Source organism: Staphylococcus sp. 231237_7MaSpsaltlick (assembly GCF_043107035.1).
In genome coordinates, this window is record NZ_JBICNX010000007.1 from 200,666 (window position 1) to 224,041 (window position 23,376).

Annotated in this window: 19 protein-coding genes; 2 read left to right on the plus strand and 17 right to left on the minus strand. The window is 33.2% G+C overall.

The annotated features are described in order from the left end of the window. Positions 1–42: 42 nt before the first annotated feature. The 6 genes from murC to ACF91D_RS15430 all read right to left on the minus strand — a co-directional run bounded on the left by murC (position 43) and on the right by ACF91D_RS15430 (position 8,202). Positions 43–1,356: a UDP-N-acetylmuramate--L-alanine ligase gene (murC, locus tag ACF91D_RS15405; protein ID WP_039067071.1), complete on the minus strand. Its 1,314-nt coding sequence runs from the start codon at positions 1,354–1,356 to the stop codon at positions 43–45. Between the two features lie 23 nt (positions 1,357–1,379). Continuing rightward, positions 1,380–5,210, minus strand: a complete 3,831-nt coding sequence (locus tag ACF91D_RS15410) for a DNA translocase FtsK (RefSeq protein WP_327620557.1) — start codon at positions 5,208–5,210, stop codon at positions 1,380–1,382. Between the two features lie 17 nt (positions 5,211–5,227). Then, complete coding sequence (ytpR, locus tag ACF91D_RS15415) at positions 5,228–5,827, minus strand: YtpR family tRNA-binding protein (RefSeq protein WP_107548847.1); 600 nt, start codon at positions 5,825–5,827, stop codon at positions 5,228–5,230. Between the two features lie 13 nt (positions 5,828–5,840). Then, positions 5,841–6,704 (minus strand): DUF1444 domain-containing protein, encoded by an 864-nt coding sequence (locus tag ACF91D_RS15420; RefSeq protein WP_107548846.1) that lies wholly within the window; start codon positions 6,702–6,704, stop codon positions 5,841–5,843. 130 nt (positions 6,705–6,834) lie between these two features. Beyond that, positions 6,835–7,143, minus strand: a complete 309-nt coding sequence (locus ACF91D_RS15425; RefSeq protein WP_069792223.1) for a thioredoxin family protein — start codon at positions 7,141–7,143, stop codon at positions 6,835–6,837. Between the two features lie 15 nt (positions 7,144–7,158). Further along, positions 7,159–8,202 carry a M42 family metallopeptidase gene (locus ACF91D_RS15430; RefSeq protein WP_392437348.1) on the minus strand — a complete coding sequence of 348 codons (1,044 nt, stop codon included), beginning with the start codon at positions 8,200–8,202 and terminating at the stop codon, positions 7,159–7,161. Positions 8,203–8,317: 115 nt separating this feature from the next. On the opposite strand from ACF91D_RS15430, the gene ACF91D_RS15435 reads away from it, so the two are divergent. After that, the gene (locus ACF91D_RS15435) at positions 8,318–8,635 is read left to right on the plus strand and encodes a PepSY domain-containing protein (RefSeq protein ID WP_039067062.1); all 318 of its coding nucleotides are present in this window, start codon (positions 8,318–8,320) and stop codon (positions 8,633–8,635) included. A 208-nt stretch (positions 8,636–8,843) separates the two neighbouring features. Here the strand turns inward: ACF91D_RS15435 and ACF91D_RS15440 are convergent, their stop codons facing one another. The 8 genes from ACF91D_RS15440 to ACF91D_RS15475 all read right to left on the minus strand — a co-directional run bounded on the left by ACF91D_RS15440 (position 8,844) and on the right by ACF91D_RS15475 (position 17,107). After that, complete coding sequence (locus ACF91D_RS15440; protein ID WP_039067060.1) at positions 8,844–9,671, minus strand: YtnP family quorum-quenching lactonase; 828 nt, start codon at positions 9,669–9,671, stop codon at positions 8,844–8,846. 196 nt (positions 9,672–9,867) lie between these two features. Beyond that, positions 9,868–10,503 (minus strand): tRNA (guanosine(46)-N7)-methyltransferase TrmB, encoded by a 636-nt coding sequence (trmB, locus tag ACF91D_RS15445; RefSeq protein WP_039067059.1) that lies wholly within the window; start codon positions 10,501–10,503, stop codon positions 9,868–9,870. A 12-nt stretch (positions 10,504–10,515) separates the two neighbouring features. Beyond that, a complete protein-coding gene (locus tag ACF91D_RS15450; protein WP_039067057.1) occupies positions 10,516–11,307 on the minus strand; it encodes a phosphotransferase family protein in 792 nt (263 codons plus the stop codon). 458 nt (positions 11,308–11,765) lie between these two features. Continuing rightward, the gene (dat, locus tag ACF91D_RS15455; RefSeq protein ID WP_039067056.1) at positions 11,766–12,611 is read right to left on the minus strand and encodes a D-amino-acid transaminase; all 846 of its coding nucleotides are present in this window, start codon (positions 12,609–12,611) and stop codon (positions 11,766–11,768) included. Between the two features lie 2 nt (positions 12,612–12,613). Further along, complete coding sequence (pepV, locus tag ACF91D_RS15460; protein WP_119585787.1) at positions 12,614–14,023, minus strand: dipeptidase PepV; 1,410 nt, start codon at positions 14,021–14,023, stop codon at positions 12,614–12,616. Between the two features lie 319 nt (positions 14,024–14,342). Next, positions 14,343–14,756 (minus strand): YtxH domain-containing protein, encoded by a 414-nt coding sequence (locus ACF91D_RS15465; protein WP_039067054.1) that lies wholly within the window; start codon positions 14,754–14,756, stop codon positions 14,343–14,345. A gap of 18 nt (positions 14,757–14,774) precedes the next feature. Next, positions 14,775–15,473: a pseudouridine synthase gene (locus tag ACF91D_RS15470; protein WP_069792227.1), complete on the minus strand. Its 699-nt coding sequence runs from the start codon at positions 15,471–15,473 to the stop codon at positions 14,775–14,777. Continuing rightward, positions 15,470–17,107, minus strand: coding sequence for a putative polysaccharide biosynthesis protein (locus tag ACF91D_RS15475; RefSeq protein ID WP_039067052.1), 1,638 nt, complete (start codon positions 17,105–17,107; stop codon positions 15,470–15,472). Before ACF91D_RS15475 ends, ACF91D_RS15470 begins: the two co-directional genes overlap by 4 nt. A 129-nt stretch (positions 17,108–17,236) precedes the next feature. Between ACF91D_RS15475 and ACF91D_RS15480 the strand changes: the two genes are divergently transcribed. After that, on the plus strand, positions 17,237–18,511 hold the full coding sequence (locus tag ACF91D_RS15480; protein WP_327620555.1) for a BaiN/RdsA family NAD(P)/FAD-dependent oxidoreductase: 1,275 nt from the start codon (positions 17,237–17,239) through the stop codon (positions 18,509–18,511). A gap of 348 nt (positions 18,512–18,859) precedes the next feature. Here ACF91D_RS15480 and ACF91D_RS15485 read toward each other — a convergent pair whose 3' ends face one another. The 3 genes from ACF91D_RS15485 to ACF91D_RS15495 form a co-directional block, all read right to left on the minus strand. After that, entirely contained in the window at positions 18,860–19,171 is a 312-nt protein-coding gene (locus tag ACF91D_RS15485) for a rhodanese-like domain-containing protein (protein ID WP_327620554.1), read from the minus strand. 18 nt (positions 19,172–19,189) lie between these two features. After that, entirely contained in the window at positions 19,190–21,604 is a 2,415-nt protein-coding gene (gene leuS, locus ACF91D_RS15490; protein ID WP_069792229.1) for a leucine--tRNA ligase, read from the minus strand. A 566-nt stretch (positions 21,605–22,170) separates the two neighbouring features. Beyond that, positions 22,171–23,340: an MDR family MFS transporter gene (locus ACF91D_RS15495; protein WP_069792230.1), complete on the minus strand. Its 1,170-nt coding sequence runs from the start codon at positions 23,338–23,340 to the stop codon at positions 22,171–22,173. Positions 23,341–23,376 lie beyond the last annotated feature (36 nt).

Consider the following 23,376-nt stretch of genomic DNA (forward strand, 5'->3'; position numbering starts at 1 on the left):
GTTATTTAATATAAATACCCCCATCATTTTAACATAAACATACTAAAATGACGAAGTGACACCAACTTTTTCCATATAAGCTCGTTGAATTTTTTGAATATCGCCAGCGCCCATAAATAAAATAACTGAATTACTATATTGTTCTAATATATTTACACTTTCCTCATCGATTAATTTTGCCCCGTCTATTCTTTGAATCAAGTCTTGAATAGTTAAATTACCAGTGTTTTCTCTTATAGAACCAAAAATTTCACATAAGAATGTTGTATCGGCTAAGTTTAAGCATTCTGCAAACTCATCTAAAAATGCTTGCGTTCTACTAAATGTATGAGGTTGAAATACGGCAATAACATCTTTATTAGGATATTTCTTTCTCGCTGTCTCAATTGTCGCACTAATTTCTCTAGGGTGGTGGGCATAATCATCAACTAACACTTGATTACCAATTTTTGTTTCGTTGAATCTTCTTTTCACGCCACCAAACGTTTCTAACGCAGCTTTGATATTGTCTACGTTTAGGCTTTCTAGATAGCTTATTGTAATTACAGCAAGACCATTTAGAATATTATGGTCGCCAAACTGTGGTGAAAGGAATGTGTCATAGTATTCATTTTTGATGTATACGTCAAATTGAGTACCTTTTTCACTGATTTTTAGGTTATCTGCATAAACATCGTCATCTTTAGAAAAGCCATAATAGTAAACTGGTACGTCAGCTTCAATTTTTCGTAAATGCTCGTCATCACCCCATGCAATGATAGCCTTTTTCACGTTCTGCGCCATTTCTTGGAACGCATTAAATACATCATCAACGTCTTTAAAATAGTCTGGATGATCAAAATCTATATTTGTCATAATCGCGTAATCTGGATGATAACTTAAGAAATGTCTGCGGTATTCACAAGCTTCGAATGCGAAATAATCACTTGCAGGAATACCCAGACCAGTACCATCACCGATTAGAAATGAAGTCTTTTTATCACCATTCATGACATGTGATAGTAAACCTGTAGTAGATGTCTTTCCATGTGCTCCTGTAACTGCTACAGACGTATATTGGTTGATAATATGACCTAAGAAATCATGATAGCGAATAACTTCAATTTTCAATTCATGTGCACGTACAATTTCCTCATGTGTATCAGGAAACGCATTACCTTGTACGATGACCATATCTTCTTTAATATTATCCGCATTGAAAGGTAAAATTTTGATACCATTATTTTTTAAAGCTACTTCTGTAAAAACATAATTTTGAATATCTGAACCTTGAACTTCATTTCCAAGATCACGCATGATTTGTGCTAATGAACTCATACCGGCACCTTTTATGCCAACAAAATGATAATGTGTCATAAAAACACTCCTTTATCTCTATATTAATTCTCATTTAAATCTGATTCTGTAATGTATACATCTCTTGGTTTTGAACCATTAGCTCCCGAAACATAACCTAGCTGTTCTAATTGATCAACTATTCTGGCTGCACGGTTGTAACCAATTTGGAAATGTCGTTGTATTAATGAAGTTGAGATATGTCCCTCATTCAACATAAATTGACACACATCATCGAATAAATCGTCTTGAGGTTGACTTTCAGTTTTTTTCAATAATTCTTTTTCTTCAAATAAATATTCTGGCTCTCTTTGTTCTTTAATAAAATCAACAACATCATCAATTTCTTCATCAGATACAAAGGTACCTTGAACACGAATTGGTTTGTTCATCCCACTACCTAGATAAAGCATATCACCATATCCTAGTAAACGTTCCGCACCACCACTATCTAGAATAGTACGAGAATCAACGCTTGATGATACCATGAATGCAACTCTTGTTGGAATATTTGCTTTGATTAAACCTGTTATTACATTAACTGATGGTCTTTGCGTTGCAACTAACATATGGATGCCACAAGCACGTGCTTTTTGTGCTATACGAGCAATCGATTGCTCGACTTCTTGTGGTGCCATCATCATTAAATCAGCTAACTCATCTATAACTATAACAATTTTTGGCATTCTATCCTCATATGTTGCTTTCTTATTAAAGGCAGTAATATTTCTTACATGATATTTAGCAAAGACTTTATAGCGTCTTTCCATCTCTTCAACAGCCCATTTCAAACTTTGTGTAGCTGCTTTTACATCTGTAATAACTGGTGAAACTAAATGTGGTAAATCATTATATGGAGCCAATTCAACCATTTTTGGATCGATTAAAAGTAATTTTAATTCTTCTGGATGATTTTTATATAATAAAGACATTAAGATACTATTTATACATACTGATTTACCAGAACCTGTAGCACCGGCTATTAAAGCGTGTGGTGTTTTGGATATATCCATTAATAATGGCTCATTGTTAATTCTAAGACCCATAGCTACAGTTAATTTAGATTCTGAATTTTTAAATGCAGGCTCTTCAATTATTGAACGTAAATTTACTGTTGTCGAATTTTGGTTCGGTACTTCTATACCTACTAAGCTCGTGCCGGCTATTGGTGCTTCAATACGAATATCTTTCGCAGCTAACGCCATCTTAATATCATCTTGTAAAGCAGTAATTCTTGAAACTTTCACACCTTTTTCAACGGATAATTCAAAACGCGTTACACTTGGGCCTTCTGTTACATTCTGCACCTCTGCTGGCACATTGAAATAATAGAAAGCTTCATTTAATTCTTGTTTTTTATCCTCTATCCAAGACTTATCTACTTCATGTTGTTTAGGTGCTTCTAATAATTCCACACTCGGTAATTTAATATTGGGCCCTCGACGTATAGTTGGCTTATTTTCATCCTCTTTTGATGTTTTTGTACCACCTAGCTGTGAAGTAGGCTCTGATTTTAGTAATGGTTCTTGAACAGATTGTTCAGAGTGCTCGTTTGGATTAACTGGCTGATGATTACTAACAACATTGTTATCTATGGAAAAATCTGACTTACCAGATTTTTGATTATTACTAGTAGTCGTTTCAGCTTCAGCATAATTATTTTCTGTTGTATTCGTCGGCGTTTCATCTGAGAATGTTTCAACTTCAATGTCTGATGTATTATTTAAATCATTTTTTGAAGTACTGTGTTGAACATTATCTGACTCAGTTGTCATAGCTTGATTTTGACGTTCTGAAGAAATCGTATGACCTTTCTGTTGCTCTGTCGTAGGTTCAGAAACGTTATTGTTTGTTGCATGTTCAATATTTGAACTAACTTGGTTTTGATTTTGTGATTTTCTTGCGTCTAGCATACGTTTTTTATCTGAAGGCGTCATGACTACGTTGAAAGGTTTACTCCCTTTCTTTTTAGCTGATTTGGCTTGAGTTGACTGGTCACGATGTGTTGCTTTACCAGTATCAACTTTTGAATCTACTCTATCATTAATTTCTTGTTCATTTAAATCTTTATCTTGTGAAATATCTTTATTGTCTTGAGCTACTTCTGAATGGCTAACATCTATATCATCTATTGTATTTTCTTCGGAATGAGATAGATTTGAGTCTTCACTATTACCTTCAACTGATAAAGATGAACTAGAAGATTCGAAGGTATCATTTAACATTTCTGCAGATTCAGAAACCTGTGATGTTTCTACGTTTTCATTTGTATTATCTTCATTTGAATGTAAGGTCTCATTATTTATTGAAGTTAATTCACTCGTATCACTATCTGTTAACTCTCTGTAATACGCATCAGCTATGTCATAATCTACACTTTCTGCAATTTGACTTTCTTCTGTTTCTGATTGCATTTCAGAAGTTTCATCATTTAGCTTTTCGTTAGATTGTGAGTTAACTAATTCATCTGGAGATGTATCCCCAGGTGTATTAGCTATGTCTTGAGATATATCATCATTTGTATCTTCTGATACATCGTCAATTATTTCGTGAGATTCTGTAGCGCTTTTTTCAGTTTGTGTTTCAGAATCAACATTTACATACTCGTCATTGATTGTATGTATATCACGAATATTATCTAAATTAATTTCTTCATAATTATATGTTGAGTCTATCTCGTCTTCTTGTTTATCGTTAGATGTATTTTGCGTAACGTTAGGATTTGAAGCGTCTTGAATTGATGCTTCCGAATCAACTTCAGTAGCATTTGCCGTTTGATCTTCAGCATCTAATGAGCTTTCACCTATGTAGTTTTGAGCTTGTTTAGCATACATTTCATCGATTGCTTTTTGTATACTATCTTCTTGCTTCTCTTGATGTTCATGACGTTTTTGTTGTAACGCTTTTTTAAATTGGCGCTTTTGAAGCACTTTTCTTTCACGTTCACGACGTATTTCTTCAACAATTTGTGAAGCATATCTATTTTCTATATTAATTGTATTATCAATTTTAGCACTCTTAGCAAGAGGTTCTTGTTTGGAGACGTCTGTTGACTCAAACGAATTGTTTGGTGACTGTTCTTCTTCCCCTTCACTATCTTCTGTTTGTTCAATAGTTGATGAAGATGTCACAGCATTATTGTTTTCACTAGGATCAACGACATATTGATCGTTATAATACGTAGTATCATCTGAACTCAAATTTTGAGCATCACTTTGCATAGTATTTTCAAATTTCGAATTATCTTTATCGTCGTTTGAATCCTCTTCACCTTCCTGATCTTGTTTTATAACACCATTAACTAATGGACTAGGTTTTTTTGTACCAAAAATCGCAGAAGGCACCTCACTCGCTTTAAAATCACTTTGATGATAACTAGGTGTATTAGATTTATGTTTTGAAGTCGCGTTAGCGCGTAAAACATCCGTCTGAATTCTCATTCTTTTACCTTTGTGACTTCTATGTTCACTTTTTGAATCAAAAGCTGTTTCGTCACGTGTGTGATTTTGTTCTATATGTTGTGAATCAACATTATTAGAAACGTCATTTTCATACATATGTCTACGTCTTCTTTGCTTGTGGTTAACACTTATATTGTCGTCATTCTTGCGATAAATATGATTATAGTTAACTTTATTATTCGAATTGTCTTCAGTTGTATCGTTGTTTACGTCATTCGTTTCATTTGCTTCTTCCAAAATACGCATTGGAAATCTAAACTTTCCTTTTGGTCTTTCATAAACATCATTGTTCTGAGGAAGTAATGAATCTTGGTCTTCTTGTTGTGTAGCTTTTTGACGTCGTTGGCTTCTTTTATTAAGATAATCTTCACTTGAGTCATTATCTTCTCCAAATAACTTGTCGAACCAGCTCATACGCACATTACCCCCTTTTATTCTTCAAAAAATGCTTGCCCTACTGTGTAATCATCAGTTAAGACCATAATACCTTTTTCTTGTAGTGCGTTTGGTAAATCTAACTCTTTCATTGAACATATCATGCCACTTGAGGCAACGCCTCTAAGTTCAGCATCTTTTATTACCATACCGCTAGGCATAACAGCTCCAACTTTTGCTACAACAACTTTTTGTCCTGCTTCAATATTAGCTGCACCACAAACAATTTGTAATTTTTCAGTAGCAACATCAACACTCAATACACTTAATTTATCAGCATCTGGATGCTTTTCTTTTGTCTCAACATAACCTACTACAAATTTAGGTGAAAAATCAGCATCTAACTTATAAGTGAATCCGGCTTCTTCAATAGCAGTTTGTAATTCATTTACTAAAGTTTCATTTAATTTAATGTGGCCGTTGCCATCTATAGATGATTTTTGTGATGCGTTAAATATATTGAATCCTACAACTTTATTTTCATGTTGTATTTCGACGACATCGCCTTTATATTCATAATTAAATTCACCATTAGCAGGCTCTATTTGTAAAAATGCTACATCGCCTACTGCTTGTTTATTATAAAAAAGATTCATTAAAATTTGCTCCTTACTTCTTATCTTTATTTTCGTATTGTTTTCTTGTAGCTTCTAATCTTTGTATTACATTTGGATCTCTTTTTTGTTTATTATTTTTACCTAAGATAAAAATAGGTTCAAAATGTCCTTTATCATACCCTAAAGATAGTGAAGTAATGGGCACTAAACCATTTGTGAAAAACTCCATAGTTAAATGTGCCATCACATCATAACCTGTTTTATTTCTTATATCAGCTATGATTAATACATCTTGGTGTGGCACCGCTACTAACATTTCACCTTCACATTGTTTTTGTATATTATTTAAAAATGAAGTGTTTAATACTCTACTAGCATCATAACCATCATTAGTATTAACAAAATAGAATATATTACCTTTTACTTCATCAGTCGTATATTTATTTTTTAATTTTCTTACGTTAAATAACGCCATCTCTTTTAATTGTTGTTTAGTGAGATTCATTTGTTGTAGTGTTGTTTCATCAATTAGACGGTAAGACTTACCTAAATCCATCGCATAGTATATATTAGTTTCTGCAGTATGTTCATCTATAACAAATGCGTTTCCACTTTTGTCCTTTTTATCAAAGCTTGGCGATCTTAATACTGGCATTACTTTAATGTCATCAGTATTAGATAATGCCGCATCATTCATTTGTGCTACAGCTTCTTCCACATAATAGACGATTTCATCAACTATTTTTTCTTTTTGAGATTTATATTTAGCTACAATCGGAGAAAGTTTAACAGTAACGCCTTTATCATTATCTACTCTAGATATACGTAATGTTTCTTCATCACGATTAAAATTAAATTTAACGTCTAAATGGTTCAATCGATTTTTTAATTTATCTCTCATTTGAAAGACATTCATGTTTAACACTCCTATTAACGTGCCTTGTTCTAGTTTACAATAAAAGTACCCTTAGGAACAGAAAAAATGTAAGTTCTAAGGGTATATATTTTTATAAATTGATCTTGGTTTCTTTACAAAATGAATCGACTTATAACGAAGATAAAAATGCATCAATTTGTTCAATTGATTTACGCTCTTTACCAATATAACTGCCAATTTGTTGACCAGCACTAAACACAAGAAAACTTGGTATACCCATAATGCCATGCTCAACGCATAAATCAATAAATTTGTCTCTATCTACTGATATAAATTTGTATTCAGTGAATTTCTCTTCTATTTGAGGGAGTTCTGGTTCAATAACTTTACAGTCAGGACACCAGTCTGCAGTAAATAAAAATACAGTTTTTTCATTTTTTAATTGTTCAAATTGTTGTTCACTTTCTAAATGTTTCATCTTAACACTCCTATATTATTTATATTGTAATATTTCAATTTTTTCTTGATTTAAATGCGTTATACTCTCTACTAATAATTTTCTTGCAGCTTCATAATCTCTAATATCAAACACTGCATTTGTACTATGGATATATCGTGCACAAACTCCAATTACTGCTGTAGGTATACCGATTTTAGCTTTATGAATTTCCCCGCCGTCTGTGCCACCTGGCGAAACATAATATTGGTGAGTTATGCCAAATTCTTTAGCAAGTGAAAGTAAATAATCTCTAAATGTTGGCTTTAATAACATTGTGCCATCTTTAATTCTAATTAAAGTACCTTCTCCTAATTCACCTGATAAATTTTGTTTTCCTTTCATATCGTTTGCCGGAGAACAATCGACAACAAAGGCAACATCAGGATCAATGAGTTCAGCAGATGCTCTTGCACCTCGTAGTCCTACTTCTTCTTGTACGTTAGCACCTACATACAAATCAAAATCTAATTCTACATCTTTTAGTAATTCTAATAATTCGATACCAAGTAAACAACCATAACGATTATCCCAAGCTTTACTAGCATAACGATATTCAGACAATTGTGTAAATGCAGTATCAGGTACAATACTATCACCGATTTCAATACCCCGTTGCGCTACTTCTTCAGAATTTTCACAACCAATATCTAACAACAAATCTTCAATTTTAGGAGCACCTTCATTGCCGGATCTAAAGTGCTTAGGTATATTTGCAACAATACCACTAATTTCTTCCCCATGACGTGACTTTACTTTAAGTTTTTGTCCTTGCCAAATATCATTGGCAACACCACCTAAATTGGTAAACTGTATCATACCGTTACTAGTTATATTAGTCACCATAAAACCAATTTCATCCATGTGAGCAGCAACCATTATACGTTTAGCATTAGGATTTTTAGAGCGTTTCACTCCGTAAAAGCCACCCATTCGATTATAAATAAATTCATCTACAAAAGGTGACATTTCTGATTCCATATACGATTTTACATCATCTTCGAAACCAGGGGCACCATGTAATTCTGTTAATATTTTCATTCTTGTTAATGTTTTATTATTGTTTATATCCAACGTGTCTCACTCCTTAAGATTTATTATATCATCTTCATTATGGTAAACTATAATTATGACTTTATTGGGGGTAGATTGTGTTATGTTGAATAAAAAAAATAGGTTCATCATCTTATTTATTACGCTGACAACTATTGTCGGATCTATTTATTTTTATACTCGCCGCAAGCATCAACAGCATCAAGATCCAGAAAAAATCATTTCTGAAGTTAGAACTTATTTTATGAATGTTATAGGCTCATACATATTGCATGAACCAATTACTTATAAAAATACTAGTGATACTACACTTGTTTTTCAAGGGGGTATTACTACCCAACACAATGGTTCACTTGCTTCATATGATTTTTTTGTCGATGCAAATAGTGGAGAAATCATTAATATTATTGAATGTGAATGATAGAAGGTTAAAGTTATGAACTTAAGATGTATATAGTAGGAGCATTCAAGTCATCTATTAGAGATGCGCTAAGATTGTTTCATATCACAAAAACTATATACATAATTGAAGTCGAAGATTTAAAACGGGTTATGCTCAAGAAATATACACGAATATTTCTTAAATCATGTTTTAACTCTGAAACTTAAATTCATAACTTTAACCCTTTTTAATTTCTAGAAATAAATGTCTCAATGTCTGTCATACTCTGCTTATCAAATTTCACTGCAAAATAATTCACATCATGATAATATAAGAACCAGTAATCATCTAAAATATAATTCGGAATTAAGCGTTCTTTCTCTCTTATTGATTGCATAGGATAATCGTCATAAGCTGTTACCCACAATGGGTTTCTATGTGCAATTGTCGGAAATATGTCTCCCATGTGAATAGCTTTTTCACCCTCACTCTCTATCGTAATAATAGAATGACCAAAGCTATGTCCTCCAGTATGCATAATCTTAATACCTGGCAAAACTTCCATTTCTCTATCAAACAATAATAATTTCTGCTGGAAATCACCGTTATTTTTCTTCCAATAAGTTGATTTGCTTCTCAAGTTTGGACTTTGAAATTCATGCCACTCGTCTTGTTGAATAATATGGATAGCATTTTCAAAAATCGCATGCCCTTCATTATCAGTTAAACCTGCAGCATGATCAAAATGCATATGCGTCATTAACACATAATCGATATCCTTCGTCGTCATATCTAATGCTTCTAAATCCTCATTGATGTGACTTTCATATTCTGCACCGAAATTTCTACGTTCTTTATCTGTCAACTTACCAAAACCTATACCAGTGTCTATGATGACATTTTTATCATCAGTTTGTACTAATATTGGATGTGTAGGTAAAGGAATTTGATTCTTATTATTCACTTCATATTTTCTTATCCATAAAGCTCGTGGTACGACACCAAACATCGCTCCTCCATCAATATTTGTAATACCGCCGTTTAAATAATGTACGCTAAAACGTCCTAATTTCATAAACCAATTCCTCCTCAGTATCCAGTTAGCCTTAGTTACTCATTATCTTTTATATTAATACAAACAATCTATTACGTAAAATAATGCACTATCGAACATGTTATGCTCTTTTTTCGTTTTATAATGTAAAATTACGATATAAAGTCAAAAAAAATTGATAAGGCTTTGCCCTATCAATTGGAATCATTATATTAACTTAATGGAATTTTGCTTCCATGCGATAAATTCTAGAACCTTTGTCAGAGAATTTTCTTTCATATTCTGTCTCTATATTAGTTTCATCATCTTCTTGATGTAAATTCAAATTAATTTTGGTGAAATACATACCAAATTGTGACATACTTTCTAAACTATATGCAAACAGTCCTCGATTATCAGTTTTAAAATGAAGTTCTCCATCTTCCTTTAATACTTGTTTATACAAAGCTAAATAAGTATGATAAGTCAAGCGACGTTTAGTATGCCTTTTCTTTGGCCATGGATCGGAAAAATTTAAATAGATGCGAGAAATTTCCTCATCTTTAAAATATTCATTGAGTTCTATCGCATCATTACAAATGAGTTTGATATTAGTTAAACCCTGGTCCAATACTTTGTCTAGAACTTTAACCATTACATTTTTTTCCCGTTCCATAGAAATAAAATTGATTTCAGGATTTTGTGCAGCAAGTGTGGTTATAAACTGTCCCATCCCTGAACCTATTTCAATGTAAATCGGTTGATCCTTATCAAACCAATCACTGATTTGCCCTGCATGACTACCGTCGAGATCCACTAAATTTGGTTCCTTTTTTAAGTAGTCTTCAGCCCATGGCTTGTAGCGCATTCTCATTTTGATAACTCCTTATATAAATGCATTATTATTCATGACTTCATTTAAAAATTTAAGCCACATATTCATATCTTTATAACGTTTTTGTTCTTCATACCACTGTACCATACCAATAGATTGTACCACTGTGTACCATTTCATACGTTTTTGTAAATCCATTGAATCTTTAGTGCCATAAACGTTTAACCATTGAGGCCATATCTTCTCTGGAACGTAATTGTATAGCAGCATACCTAAATCAATCGCCGGATCAGCAATCATCGCACCTTCCCAATCAACAAGATATAATTCATCGTGGTCAGACAATAGCCAGTTGTTATGATTAACGTCGCCGTGAACTACTGTAAAGAAACGAGGATCCAAGTTCGGCATATGGTCTTCAAGATAAGTTAAAGCTTTTCTAACAACATGATGCGTTAAAACTTCTCGTGATAAAGAAGCGTTAATCTTGTTTAATAAAATATCAGGAGTAATTGGTTCCATTTCCATACGTTTTAACATATTAAGTAATGTTTTAGAACTATGAATCTTTTTCAATAAATTTGCTACTCGTTGTTCATGCATTTCGTTGAAAGTAAGTTCTCTACCATTTTTCCAATGCTGCGCCGTTACCACTTCACCGGTTTCTATGCGTTTTGTCCACACTAATTTCGGCACAATACCTTCGGCTGATAATGCCGCAATAAATGGGTTTGAATTTCTTTTTAGGAATAGCTTTTGCCCATCCTGTTCAGCCATATACGCTTCACCAGATGCACCGCCTGCTGAATCAAGCGTCCATCCCAATTGATAAAACTGCTCCAACACGTTCACCTCACTTTCAATTAGAAAATGGCTCAAGAAAACAAATTTCGAGAGCCATATATAATCATTTTCTATTACAGTATTTTAAACTTCAACCCAAATTTATGTCGCCTCAAGTTTTATGACTGACACAATGTCCCATGTGGTTCAAGTTAAGTTATTTAGCAACAGTACTGATTTTCAAATTATAGTAACTTTTACATCATACCATAAATCAATCTCAAACAAAGTACTATTTTAATATTTCTATATCTTTTTTTTATGAATTTCTTACGGTCGATTTCAAGACTCATAAAAGATTTTATAATGTTTGAGGTTGAATTTCAACCAAAAATGAGAAACAAAAAGATACATTTTACTTTCAATTTTATATTGAAATCTCTTAAACGGCTCAGTTAGCATTATAACATAATTTCAACATAATTTATGTGACATTTTATATCCATTTATGGAAAATATTAACTATGTGTGTCAATGTATCTATTAAATCCTTCTTGCAACGATTTCGTAATACTACCTACTTTACCGTCACCTACATTTTCACCATCCAGTTTAACAACAGGCATGACTTCTATTGATGTACTAGACACAATAATTTCATCTGCACCTTTTAAGAAATCTAAAGTAAATACTTCTTCATTAAAAGGTATACCTTTATCCTCAGCAACTGATTTAATAACCATACGTGTTATACCATTTAATATATAATTATTTACTGGATGTGTGTAAATCTCGCCGTCTTTTATCGCATAGACGTTACTCGAAGAACCTTCTGTGACAATGTCACCACGATGTTGAATAGCTTCTTGAGCATTATATTTTGTAGCATATTCTTTTGCTAATACATTTCCTAATAAATTCAAACTTTTAATATCGCATCTTAACCAACGGATGTCTTCAGTTGTAATAGCATTTATACCTTCTTCAAGTAGTTTGTATGGACGGTCATAAGACTTCGTAAACGCCATGATATTCGCTTCTACTGATGGTGTAGGGAACGCATGGTCACGAGGCGCAGCTCCACGAGTTACCTGGATATAAACACCGCCATTAACGATGCTGTTTGTAGATAATAATTCTTGAATTAGTTCTGTCAATTCGTCTACATTATATTTTAGTTCCAAACCAATCTCTTTAGCACTGCGTAATAATCTTTCAAAATGTTCTCTAGCTGTGAAAACATTATTATTATAAACCCTTATATATTCATAGATACCATCGCCAAAGACGTAACCTCTATCATTGTACGGTACATTAGCATCTTGTTCATCAACAAGTTTTTCATTTATCAGAACTTTTGTCATATTTATTCCTCCACACACAATTTATATAATGACTCCAAGTAAATGCTTGTCGCATTAAATAATTGTTTTTTAGTAATATACTCATTTTTTTGATGCATTAAATCTTCAGAATCACTAAACATTGCACCAAATGCGACACCTTTATCTAAATTACGCGCGTAAGTACCGCCGCCTATTGTATATGGTTCAGTTTGATCACCAGTTTGGTTTCTATATGCTTCTACTAAACTTTGTACAAATGGATCATCTTTTTCCACATAATGCGGTGTTTGGTTCTTACCTAATTTAATTGAAAAACCTAATGGATTTATTTCACTCTTGAATCTCGTCAGTGCTTCTTCAAATTCGAAGCCTTCTGGATATCTTAAGTTGATACCAAATGATCCAGCTTTTTGATTATCATAAGTAATTACGCCGATATTAGTAGTAACATCTCCCATTACATCTGTATGGAACTTCATACCCATTTTTTCTCCAAAATGAGATTCAAATAAGTATTTATTACTAAATTCTACAAAATTAGTCGCTGTTTTATCTAAGTCTAAATTAGATAAGAAATTCAGTAAATATAATCCTGCATTTACGCCAATAGATGGGTCCATGCCATGTACTGCTTTACCATACACTTTAAGGACTAATACACCACTATCAACAACACTTTCACCCTCGACTTGCTTTTCATTTAAGTATTGTTCAAAGTTTTGAATGACATCGGTCATATTTTCTTTAACAGCAACATGTGCTACTGCTTCGTCTGGGACCATATTATATCTTTCACCAGACTTAAATGAACGTAATTCGTATTCAGGTTCATCTTGATCTTCAGCTTTTTCGTTTTGAATCACGTCAAATGTGCTGATACCTTTTTCTCCGTGAATAGCTGGAAATTCAGCATCTGGAGCGAAACCTAACACTGGCATTTCCTCTGTTTCGAAATAACGATCTGTACATTTCCAATCAGACTCTTCATCCGTGCCGATGATGATATGTATACGTTTCTTCCAATTTACATTCATTTCATTTAAAATTTTGACTGCATAATAAGCCGCAATTGTTGGGCCTTTGTCATCCAAAGTACCACGAGCTACAATTTTGTCCTCAGTGACTACTGGATTAAATGGTTCTGAATCCCATCCATCGCCAGCAGGTACAACATCTACGTGACACAAGATACCGAAAAGATCCTCACCTTTACCCGCTTCAATTCGTCCAGCAATATGGTCAACATCATGTGTTCCAAATCCGTCACGTTCTGCAATTTGGTACATATAATCTAGAGCTTTGCGTGGCCCAGGCCCAACAGGATTCTCTGAAGATGCCTTATCATCTTCTCTTACACTTTCGATAGATAAAAGTCCTTTCAAGTCTTCAATAATTTGACCTTCATACGCTTTTACTTTATCTCTCCACATTTGCAATCAACTTCCTTCTTATAACTAATATATTTAATATTTTACATGAAGTAATGAAGAAACTACAGTGAGATGTGTCTAATAATTCAAAAAACTAACTGTTATGATTTGAGTTATAACAGTTTAAACGCTATAGATAACCGTATGAAAAGTCTGTATTAATATAAAAAGAGAGCGAGCCAGAAACCAAAATGTTGAATTTGATTTCTTATTCTCGCCCCCTATAGGCTGATTAACTATTTAAGGTGTTTGATCACTTTGACTTTTCACAGCCTAAGATTTTCATAACTCACCTATACATTTAAATACAGTTTAAACTTTATTTTTCATCATGTTTGTTATTGTTATTTTTTAGTTCTTCTTCTGTTACAACGCGTAGGTTATTTGATGGATCAGCAGCGCCTTCGTCGGTAAATCTCGCTTCTTCAATATGTTCTTCTTCATTTTCACTAACATTTTTGAAGCGATCTTTTTGTTCATTGATGAAACCTTTAGGATCTTGCTTAACTTTTGAAGCATATCCTTTAGGATCTTGTTTTACTTCACTATATGTTTCACCAGCTTTAGAACTTATTTGACTTGCGATGTCTTTGGCATTTTGTTTATAAGACTCTGGGTTAGATTTATATTTACTATACTCATCTTTTAGTCTATCTCTATTTTCTTTTTTAGAGAGAACAACGGCTGCAGCTGCCCCACCGATGCCTACGATTGCTTTAAATAATTTTGACATAATAACTACACCTCTTCTTTATTTTAATCCTAAACTTTTAAAATCTTGCTCATTTAATTGACGATACTCTCCTGGTGCTAAAGTTAAATCAAGATGAAGATCGCCAATGCTAAGACGTTTCAATTCTAAAACTTCATTATTTATTGCATGAAACATACGCTTAACTTGATGATAACGTCCTTCATGAATTGTAACAAATGATTTATACATTTCATCACTTTTCACTAATTCCGCTGGTTTTGCCAATCCCTCATTTAATTCAATACCCACTTTAAATGCATTTATATCATTTTTGGTAATATTTTTTTTAGAAATCACTTCATAGGTTTTAGGAACATGCTTTGTGGGGCTCATTAATTCATGATTGAATTGCCCATCGTTTGTAATTAATAAAAGACCTTCTGTATCTTTATCCAAACGTCCCACCGGAAAAACATTTAAATATCTATATTCATCAACTAAATCAATCACAGTTTGTTGATGGTCGTCTTCAGTTGCTGAAATGTAGCCTTTAGGCTTATTTAACATTAAATATACCTTGTCGATATAATGAATGTGCGTTTGATTTACTTTTACAACATCAATATTTGGATCCAATTGCTTTTTAGGTGATGTTTCTACATTATCATTCAAAGTTACTTGTTTCTTTTTTAATAATTGTTTTACTTCGGTACGTGTGCCAACACCCATGTTCGCTAAAAACTTGTCTAATCTCATTTAATAATACCTAATTTACGTCTAAGCTTATTTGGTATTTCACCTAAAAATTGATCAGCCAGTTTCGTCTTCATGGTGATACTTCCGTAAACAACCATACCAATTACCACGCTAATAATTAAAATAATTAATGAACCTATTTTAGATTCTGGTGAGATTAACATTTGTAATATAAATGAAGATAATTCAACTACAATCATCATGATTAAACCGAATAAGAATATTTTACTAAAATGTAACCATGTCTCTGAAAAATCGAATTTTGCATATTTTTTAAGTATATAAAAATTACATAAAACAGCAAACAGTAACGCAATTGCTGTACTTAAAATTGCTCCAGCTGTATGGAAAGCCATGATGAGGGGTGTGTTTAGCACAACTTTTAAAACAACTGCTGATAAAATTACAAATACAGTCAGTTTTTGTTTATCAATACCTTGTAGCATGGACGCTGTCACACTTAACAATCCAATTAAAATAGCAACTGGTGCATAATAGAATAATAACTGACTTCCATCAACATTATAACTATAGAACACAGTATATAATGGTAAAGCCAAAGCCATAATTCCTAAACTCGCTGGTACTGTAATATACATTAATACACCTAAAGAAGTTCTAATTTGTCTATGCATTTCACTTAACTCACCAGATTCGTATGTCTTTGTAATAAATGGAATTAAACTTACTGCAAAACCAGCTGATAGTGACGTTGGAATCATCACTATTTTATTGGTTGTCATATTTAAAATAGTAAAGAAATAGTCATGTAATTGACTCGGTACACCTGCTAAATCTAAAGCACCATTATGTGTAAATTGGTCAACTAAATTAAATAATGGGAAGTTCAAGCTAACAATAACAAATGGAATACTATATGAAATAATTTCTTTATACATTTTGCCATAAGAAACGCTTATGCCTGAAACATCTGTTGCAACCATTTTTTCAATATTTGGTTTTCTTTTTCTCCAGTAGTACCATAATGTGAAGATACCAGCTACGGCACCTATTGCTGCAGCAAACGTTGCTATACCATTAGCTTGTAATACACTACCGTTAAAGACATTAAGCACTAAATAACTTCCAATTAGAATAAACAAGATACGTGCAATTTGTTCTATAACTTCTGATACTGCTGTTGGGCCCATTGATTTATAACCTTGAAACACACCACGCCATGTAGCGAGTAATGGAATAAATATTACGACCATACTGATAATTCTAATAATCCAAGTAATGTCATCGACTGACCAACCACCTTTAGCTCCTGATTCGTGAGCTAACGTGATGCTCGCTATACTTGGTGCTAATAAATATAAAATGAAAAATCCTATAAATCCTGTAATGGTCATAACAATAAAACTGGATTTATACAACTTTTCACTTACTTTATATGCACCTAAAGCATTATACTTAGACACATATTTAGACGCCGCTAATGGTACACCAGCAGTCGCAACTGCAATGGCAATATTATAAGGCGTATATGCATAGTTAAAAGGTGCCAATTTTTCTTCCCCACCAATAATGGCGTAGAATGGAATAATATATAATACACCCAAGACTTTAGTAATCAATATACTAAGGGTGATTAAAAAGGTACCCCTAACTAATTCTTTACTTTCACTCATTCAGATCTTCCTATCTCAAATTAAATTTTTACACTCGTAACTTCAATAATAACGTTATAACCACTTTTTTTCAAAACTATATTACTATAAACTATAAAATAACACTATTTAGTAAAGGGAGGCAATGAAATGTATCAAACAATTATCGTCGGCGGTGGTCCAAGTGGCCTTATGGCAGCTGCTGCAGCGAGTAAATCAAGCGACAGCGTTTTATTGATTGAAAAGAAAAAAGGACTAGGCCGTAAATTAAAAATTTCTGGTGGTGGTCGTTGCAATGTAACCAACCGTCTTCCTTATGATGAAATTATAAAAAATATTCCTGGGAATGGAAAATTTTTATATAGCCCTTTCTCAGTTTTTGATAATGAATCAATCATTCATTTCTTTGAGTCTAGAGGCGTATCTTTAAAAGAAGAAGATCATGGACGTATGTTTCCTGTTTCTAACAAAGCTCAAGACGTCGTAGATGCACTTATCAAAACCTTACAACAAAACAATGTAGAAGTTAAAGAAGAGGCAACTGTTGCTTCGATTACATACACTGAGAATCAAACTTTCCACGTATTACTTAACGATCACCAATCTTTTGAAAGCCAAAGCTTGGTTATTGCAACAGGTGGTACTAGTGTGCCTCAAACCGGTTCTACTGGAGACGGGTATAAATTCGCTGAACAATTAGGTCATTCCATCACTGAATTATTTCCTACTGAAGTACCGATTACTTCTGCTGAGCCTTTTATTAAAAACAAACGTCTAAAAGGATTAAGCCTAAAAGATGTCGCACTTTCAGTATTAAAAAAGAATGGAAAAACGAGAATCACACATCAAATGGATATGCTGTTCACACATTTTGGTGTCAGCGGCCCTGCTGCATTGAGATGTAGTCAATTCGTTTATAAGGAACAAAAAAACCAAAAACAACAAGAAATACAAATGCAAATTGATGCTTTTCCAGAATTAACGAAAAATGAATTAGAACTAAAAATCCGAAGTTTACTTGAAAATACACCAGATAAGTACATCAAGAACAGTTTACATGGGTTAATTGAAGAACGTTATTTATTATTTATTATCGAACAGTCTGACATCGCTGATGATTTAACTGCGCACCACATTTCCAATGTACAAATCAATAATATTGTAACGTTATTAAAAGGATTTACTTTTTACGTCAATGGTACATTATCTATTGAAAAAGCATTCGTAACCGGTGGTGGTGTTTCACTAAAAGAATTACAGCCTAAAACAATGATGTCCAAAATTATACCTGGCTTATTTTTATGCGGTGAAGTGTTAGATATTCATGGTTATACTGGTGGCTATAACATCACTAGTGCATTGGTTACTGGACACGTTGCAGGTTCCAATGCAAGTGAATTCGCGCTCACGACCCAATCAACTTAAATTTAAATCTTAGAAAGAAATTTATTTTCGTAATCACACAATATTTTTAAACTTTCACAAATTATATAATCTATAATTTTTTACAAATACTTAAACAGCTCAATTTACATATATTGATGTGTTGGGCTGTTTCTTATTATATCGCCTCTCAATCTACATACAATTCTAAAGTATTCAAGCGCACCCATTTAAAAATTGAATATCCTACCAAAAATTTAACATAAAAAAAGCACTTCAAAGTAGACACTTTAATAAAGTAAATACTTTGAAGTACATTATAAATTAATTCAGAATACTCATATCATTATCTGTAATGACACGCGTATGATTATTTATTTTCTAGTGAAATCAGACACTTTTCAGTTCTAAACCTTCGTTTCCCCAAGCATCCATACCACCTTCAACGTTAACTGCATTAATACCGTTTTGTTCTAGATATTGAGTAACTTGCGCACTTCTCCCACCAACTTTACAGATAATATAATAAGTATCATTTTCATTAAATTGGTTAAGGTTCTCTGGTATTTCATTCATTGGAATTGTTTTTGCACCAGGGATAATCCCAGTCGCTGTTTCTTCATTTGTTCTAACGTCAATGATATTGACGGGATCAGCGCTTAAAATTTCACTTTTTAATTCATCAACTGTAATTGATTCCATAGTTATTCCTCCTATTAATTATTTAGCTACAATATTAACAAGCTTTTTAGGAACTGCGATAATCTTCTTGATGTCTTTACCTGTAATCTCAGCTTTAACATTTTCATTCCCTAAAGCGACTTCTTCCATCTCTTCTTTAGAGATGTCTTTAGGCATGTTAACCTTAGCGCGCACTTTTCCATTAACTTGAATTACAATCTCAATTTCATCATCAACTAATAGTGATTCATCATAAGACGGCCATGGTTGATAAGTAATTGTTTCTTCATGTCCTAAACGAGCCCATAATTCTTCTGATATGTGTGGTGCAATTGGCGCCAACATTTTAATAAAGCCTTCAATATAAGGTTTATATATCTCCTCAGCTTTATAACAATCATTGATAAATACCATCAATTGACTAATCGCAGTGTTAAAGTTTAAAGAATTATAATCCTCTGTAACTTTTTTAACAGTTTGATGATAACTCTTATCTAAAGCTTTACTATTATTATTTACCACTTTACTAGATATTAAATCATTTTCAGTAACTAATAAACGCCAAATTCTATCTAAGAAACGTCTTGAACCATCTAAGCCATTTTCACTCCATGCGATTGCTGCATCAAGTGGCCCCATGAACATTTCGTATAAGCGTAAAGTATCTGCACCATGTGATTGAACAATATCATCGGGATTAATCACATTACCCTTGGATTTGCTCATTTTTTCATTTCCTTCCCCTAAAATCATACCTTGGTTATATAATTTTTGGAAAGGCTCTTTCGTAGGTACGACACCTAAATCAAATAACACTTTATGCCAGAATCTAGCATATAATAAATGAAGTACTGCGTGCTCTACTCCACCAATATATAAATCTACTGGTAGCCAATGCTTTAATTTTTCTGGATCGGCAAGCATTTTATCATTATTTGGATCAATATATCTTAGGTAATACCAACAGCTACCAGCCCATTGTGGCATTGTATTCGTTTCACGACGACCTTTCATGCCTGTAGCTTCATCAACAACATTTACAAATTCATCAATGTTTGCAAGAGGTGATTCTCCAGTTCCTGATGGTTTGATTTCATCTGTTTCAGGTAGTAACAATGGTAGTTCATCTTCTGGAACAGTTGTCATTGAACCATCTTCCCAATGAATGACAGGTATCGGTTCACCCCAGTATCTTTGACGACTAAACAACCAGTCTCTAAGCTTATAATTTACTTTTCTACTACCAGCATTTTTATTTTCTAATAGTTCAACTGCTTTTTCGATTGCGGCATCATTATATAGACCATTCAATTCTCCAGAGTTGATATGAGGACCATCACCAGTATAGGCTTCTTGAGTCATATCCCCGCCTTCTATAACTTCAATTATTGGTAAATTAAAGGCTTTTGCGAACTCATAATCACGTTGATCACCACTTGGGACTGCCATTACGGCACCTGTACCATAAGTAGATAACACATAGTCAGCTATCCAAATAGGAACTTCTTCTCCAGACAATGGGTTGATTGCATAAGCACCTGTAAATACACCTGATTTTTCTTTGGCTAAACCAGTCCGCTCTAAGTCAGATTTTTTAGCAGCTTCTTTTTGATAAGTCTCTATAGCTTCAAGTTTATCCTCAGTTGTAATTTTATTTACAAGCTCATGTTCCGGACTTAAAACTAAGAAAGATGCACCATAAATTGTATCTGCACGTGTTGTAAACACTTCAATTTGTTCATCCAAGTTAGCAACTTCAAATGTAACCGACGCACCTTCAGAACGACCGATCCAATTACGTTGCATATCTTTTAATGATTCCGGCCAGTCTAAGTCATCTAAATCTTCTAATAATCTATCAGCATATTCAGTGATTTTTAATACCCATTGCTTCATAGGTCTTCTATAAACTGGATGTCCACCTCTTTCTGACACACCATCTACTACTTCTTCATTTGAAAGAACTGTGCCTAATGCTGGACACCAATTTACTGCCACCTCATCTACATAAGCTAACCCTTTATTATAAAGTTGAATAAAAATCCATTGTGTCCATTTGTAATATTCAGGATCAGTTGTATTTACTTCTCTATCCCAATCATAACTAAAACCTAGTTCTTTGATTTGGCGTTTGAAAGTTTGAATATTTTCTTTAGTAAATTCTCGAGGGTCATTACCAGTATCTAAAGCATATTGTTCTGCAGGCAAACCAAATGCATCCCATCCCATTGGATGTAAGACGTTATAACCTTGCATACGTTTGTATCGAGATATTATGTCTGTGGCTGTATAACCTTCAGGATGCCCTACATGTAATCCCGCACCAGAAGGATAAGGGAACATATCTAAAGCGTAAAATTTCTTTTGACCTAAATTATCGCTTGTTTTAAATGTTTTATATTCTTCCCAGTAATCCTGCCATTTTTTCTCGATTTCATTATGATTGTAATTCACTACTTCTCCTCCTAATTAATAAAAAGACACCTCAAACTATTATTGAATTACATAGGGACGATTTTCACCGCGGTACCACCCAACTTCACATTATCTGTGCACTCATTTTAATAAAATAGTAAGAGATGTCATCATTTATCTATAAGTCCTGGTAAGTTCACTTTTAGTTTAACGCTAAGTTCCACCAACCCTAGCTCTCTGTAGATAAACCTTGAAGCTACTACTCCATATACATTATTAATCATATTTGAAAAAGACTTTTATTTCAAGGGTAAAACTAAAGAATCACTTCTCAATTTATTGAGTTAGTGATTCTTACACATGAGCCTTGGCTCAGGTGTTCCTTATTTTAAAAAACTGGTCTTATACGATTACTTCAACTCTTTTAGAGATTATTGAGTTAGTGATTCTTACACATGGGACTAAGCTCAAGTGTCATGTTTATAATATTAATTAAACACACAAAGTCCGAGACATTTATTTATGCCTCGGACGCTAATTATAATTATTTTTATTTAAAATATCACTTTAACTACTAACTAAAGTTTATTCCGTTATATTAACTATTAAATTTCTTTTGATAATTTTCTATCATAAATCATTAAAAATATTAGTGCTATCACTAGTAAGAAAATCATACTTAAAAACATAGCCTGCATATTAAATGTATCAACCACTACACCGCCGATTAATGGTCCAAAGGCTTTCCCTACCGTAGCAGCTGAATTAACATAACCTTGGAATGACCCCTCTTTACCATTAGGCGCAAGTTGGTTAGCGATAGTCGGTACCGCTGGCCATACAAACATTTCACCCAATGTAAGTATAATCATACCGACCATGAATACAGAAAATTGTTCAGCAAAGCTTGTAACAAAGAATGACAGTATAAATATAATTATACCTACAAGCATTTGATATTTTAAATTACCTTTTAACAATCTAATCACCGGTAAAATCAATGGTTGAGCCACTAAAATCATAATACCATTTACTGTCCATAATAAACTGTATTGACTCATAGAAACATTTATTTCTTGTGTGAATGAAGCAATGGTGCTTTCCCATTGAATATATGCTATCCAACAAATACTAAACATGACACACAGCAACGATAGTGCTATAAATTGTGGTCGGTATTCCCTAGATAACAAACTCATCGTATCATTCGATTTTACTTTCACATCTAGTTTAATATTAAATTGGGTAACTGCAACAATTGCAAAAGTGATATACATCAATAAATTGGCAATAAATATATAATTAAAACTTAATTCTGCAACAAACCCACCTGAAGCTGCACCAATAGCCACACCTAAGTTTTGAGCTAAATAAATTGCGTTAAATGTTTGTCGGCCACCATTAGGCCATACGGCACCAGCCAATGCATAAATAGCTGGTATTATCATACCACCACCAAATCCCAATGCCACTAACCATACTGCATACCATGGCCAACCATGAAAGAAATTCAATAATGTGGTACTCATCAGACAAATGACAGTGCCAATCATAATTGTCCGGTAACCACCCAGTTTATCAAATAAATTACCACCTAATAAATTACCGATAACCATTCCAAAAGAGTTAATCATTAACACTAACCCAGCCATAGTCAAACTTTTATCTAATTGTTCATTCATATAAATTGTATTTAACGGCCATAAAAAACTTGAGCCTGTGATATTTAATGCCATACCAATAACTAACCACCATACTGATTTAGGCATATTCATAACATTAAGCTCCCTTCTAAAATTAAATTTCTCATT

Coding starts and splice junctions, on each gene's coding strand:
- murC (WP_039067071.1), bottom strand. CDS start 1,356: ATGACACATTATCATTTTGTTGGCATAAAAGGTGCCGGTATGAGTTCA.
- ACF91D_RS15410 (WP_327620557.1), bottom strand. CDS start 5,210: ATGAGCTGGTTCGACAAGTTATTTGGAGAAGATAATGACTCAAGTGAA.
- ytpR (WP_107548847.1), bottom strand. CDS start 5,827: ATGAATCTTTTTTATAATAAACAAGCAGTAGGCGATGTAGCATTTTTA.
- ACF91D_RS15420 (WP_107548846.1), bottom strand. CDS start 6,704: ATGAATGTCTTTCAAATGAGAGATAAATTAAAAAATCGATTGAACCAT.
- ACF91D_RS15425 (WP_069792223.1), bottom strand. CDS start 7,143: ATGAAACATTTAGAAAGTGAACAACAATTTGAACAATTAAAAAATGAA.
- ACF91D_RS15430 (WP_392437348.1), bottom strand. CDS start 8,202: ATGAAAATATTAACAGAATTACATGGTGCCCCTGGTTTCGAAGATGAT.
- ACF91D_RS15435 (WP_039067062.1), top strand. CDS start 8,318: ATGTTGAATAAAAAAAATAGGTTCATCATCTTATTTATTACGCTGACA.
- ACF91D_RS15440 (WP_039067060.1), bottom strand. CDS start 9,671: ATGAAATTAGGACGTTTTAGCGTACATTATTTAAACGGCGGTATTACA.
- trmB (WP_039067059.1), bottom strand. CDS start 10,503: ATGAGAATGCGCTACAAGCCATGGGCTGAAGACTACTTAAAAAAGGAA.
- dat (WP_039067056.1), bottom strand. CDS start 12,611: ATGACAAAAGTTCTGATAAATGAAAAACTTGTTGATGAACAAGATGCT.
- pepV (WP_119585787.1), bottom strand. CDS start 14,023: ATGTGGAGAGATAAAGTAAAAGCGTATGAAGGTCAAATTATTGAAGAC.
- ACF91D_RS15465 (WP_039067054.1), bottom strand. CDS start 14,756: ATGTCAAAATTATTTAAAGCAATCGTAGGCATCGGTGGGGCAGCTGCA.
- ACF91D_RS15470 (WP_069792227.1), bottom strand. CDS start 15,473: ATGAGATTAGACAAGTTTTTAGCGAACATGGGTGTTGGCACACGTACC.
- ACF91D_RS15475 (WP_039067052.1), bottom strand. CDS start 17,107: ATGAGTGAAAGTAAAGAATTAGTTAGGGGTACCTTTTTAATCACCCTT.
- ACF91D_RS15480 (WP_327620555.1), top strand. CDS start 17,237: ATGTATCAAACAATTATCGTCGGCGGTGGTCCAAGTGGCCTTATGGCA.
- ACF91D_RS15485 (WP_327620554.1), bottom strand. CDS start 19,171: ATGGAATCAATTACAGTTGATGAATTAAAAAGTGAAATTTTAAGCGCT.
- ACF91D_RS15495 (WP_069792230.1), bottom strand. CDS start 23,340: ATGAATATGCCTAAATCAGTATGGTGGTTAGTTATTGGTATGGCATTA.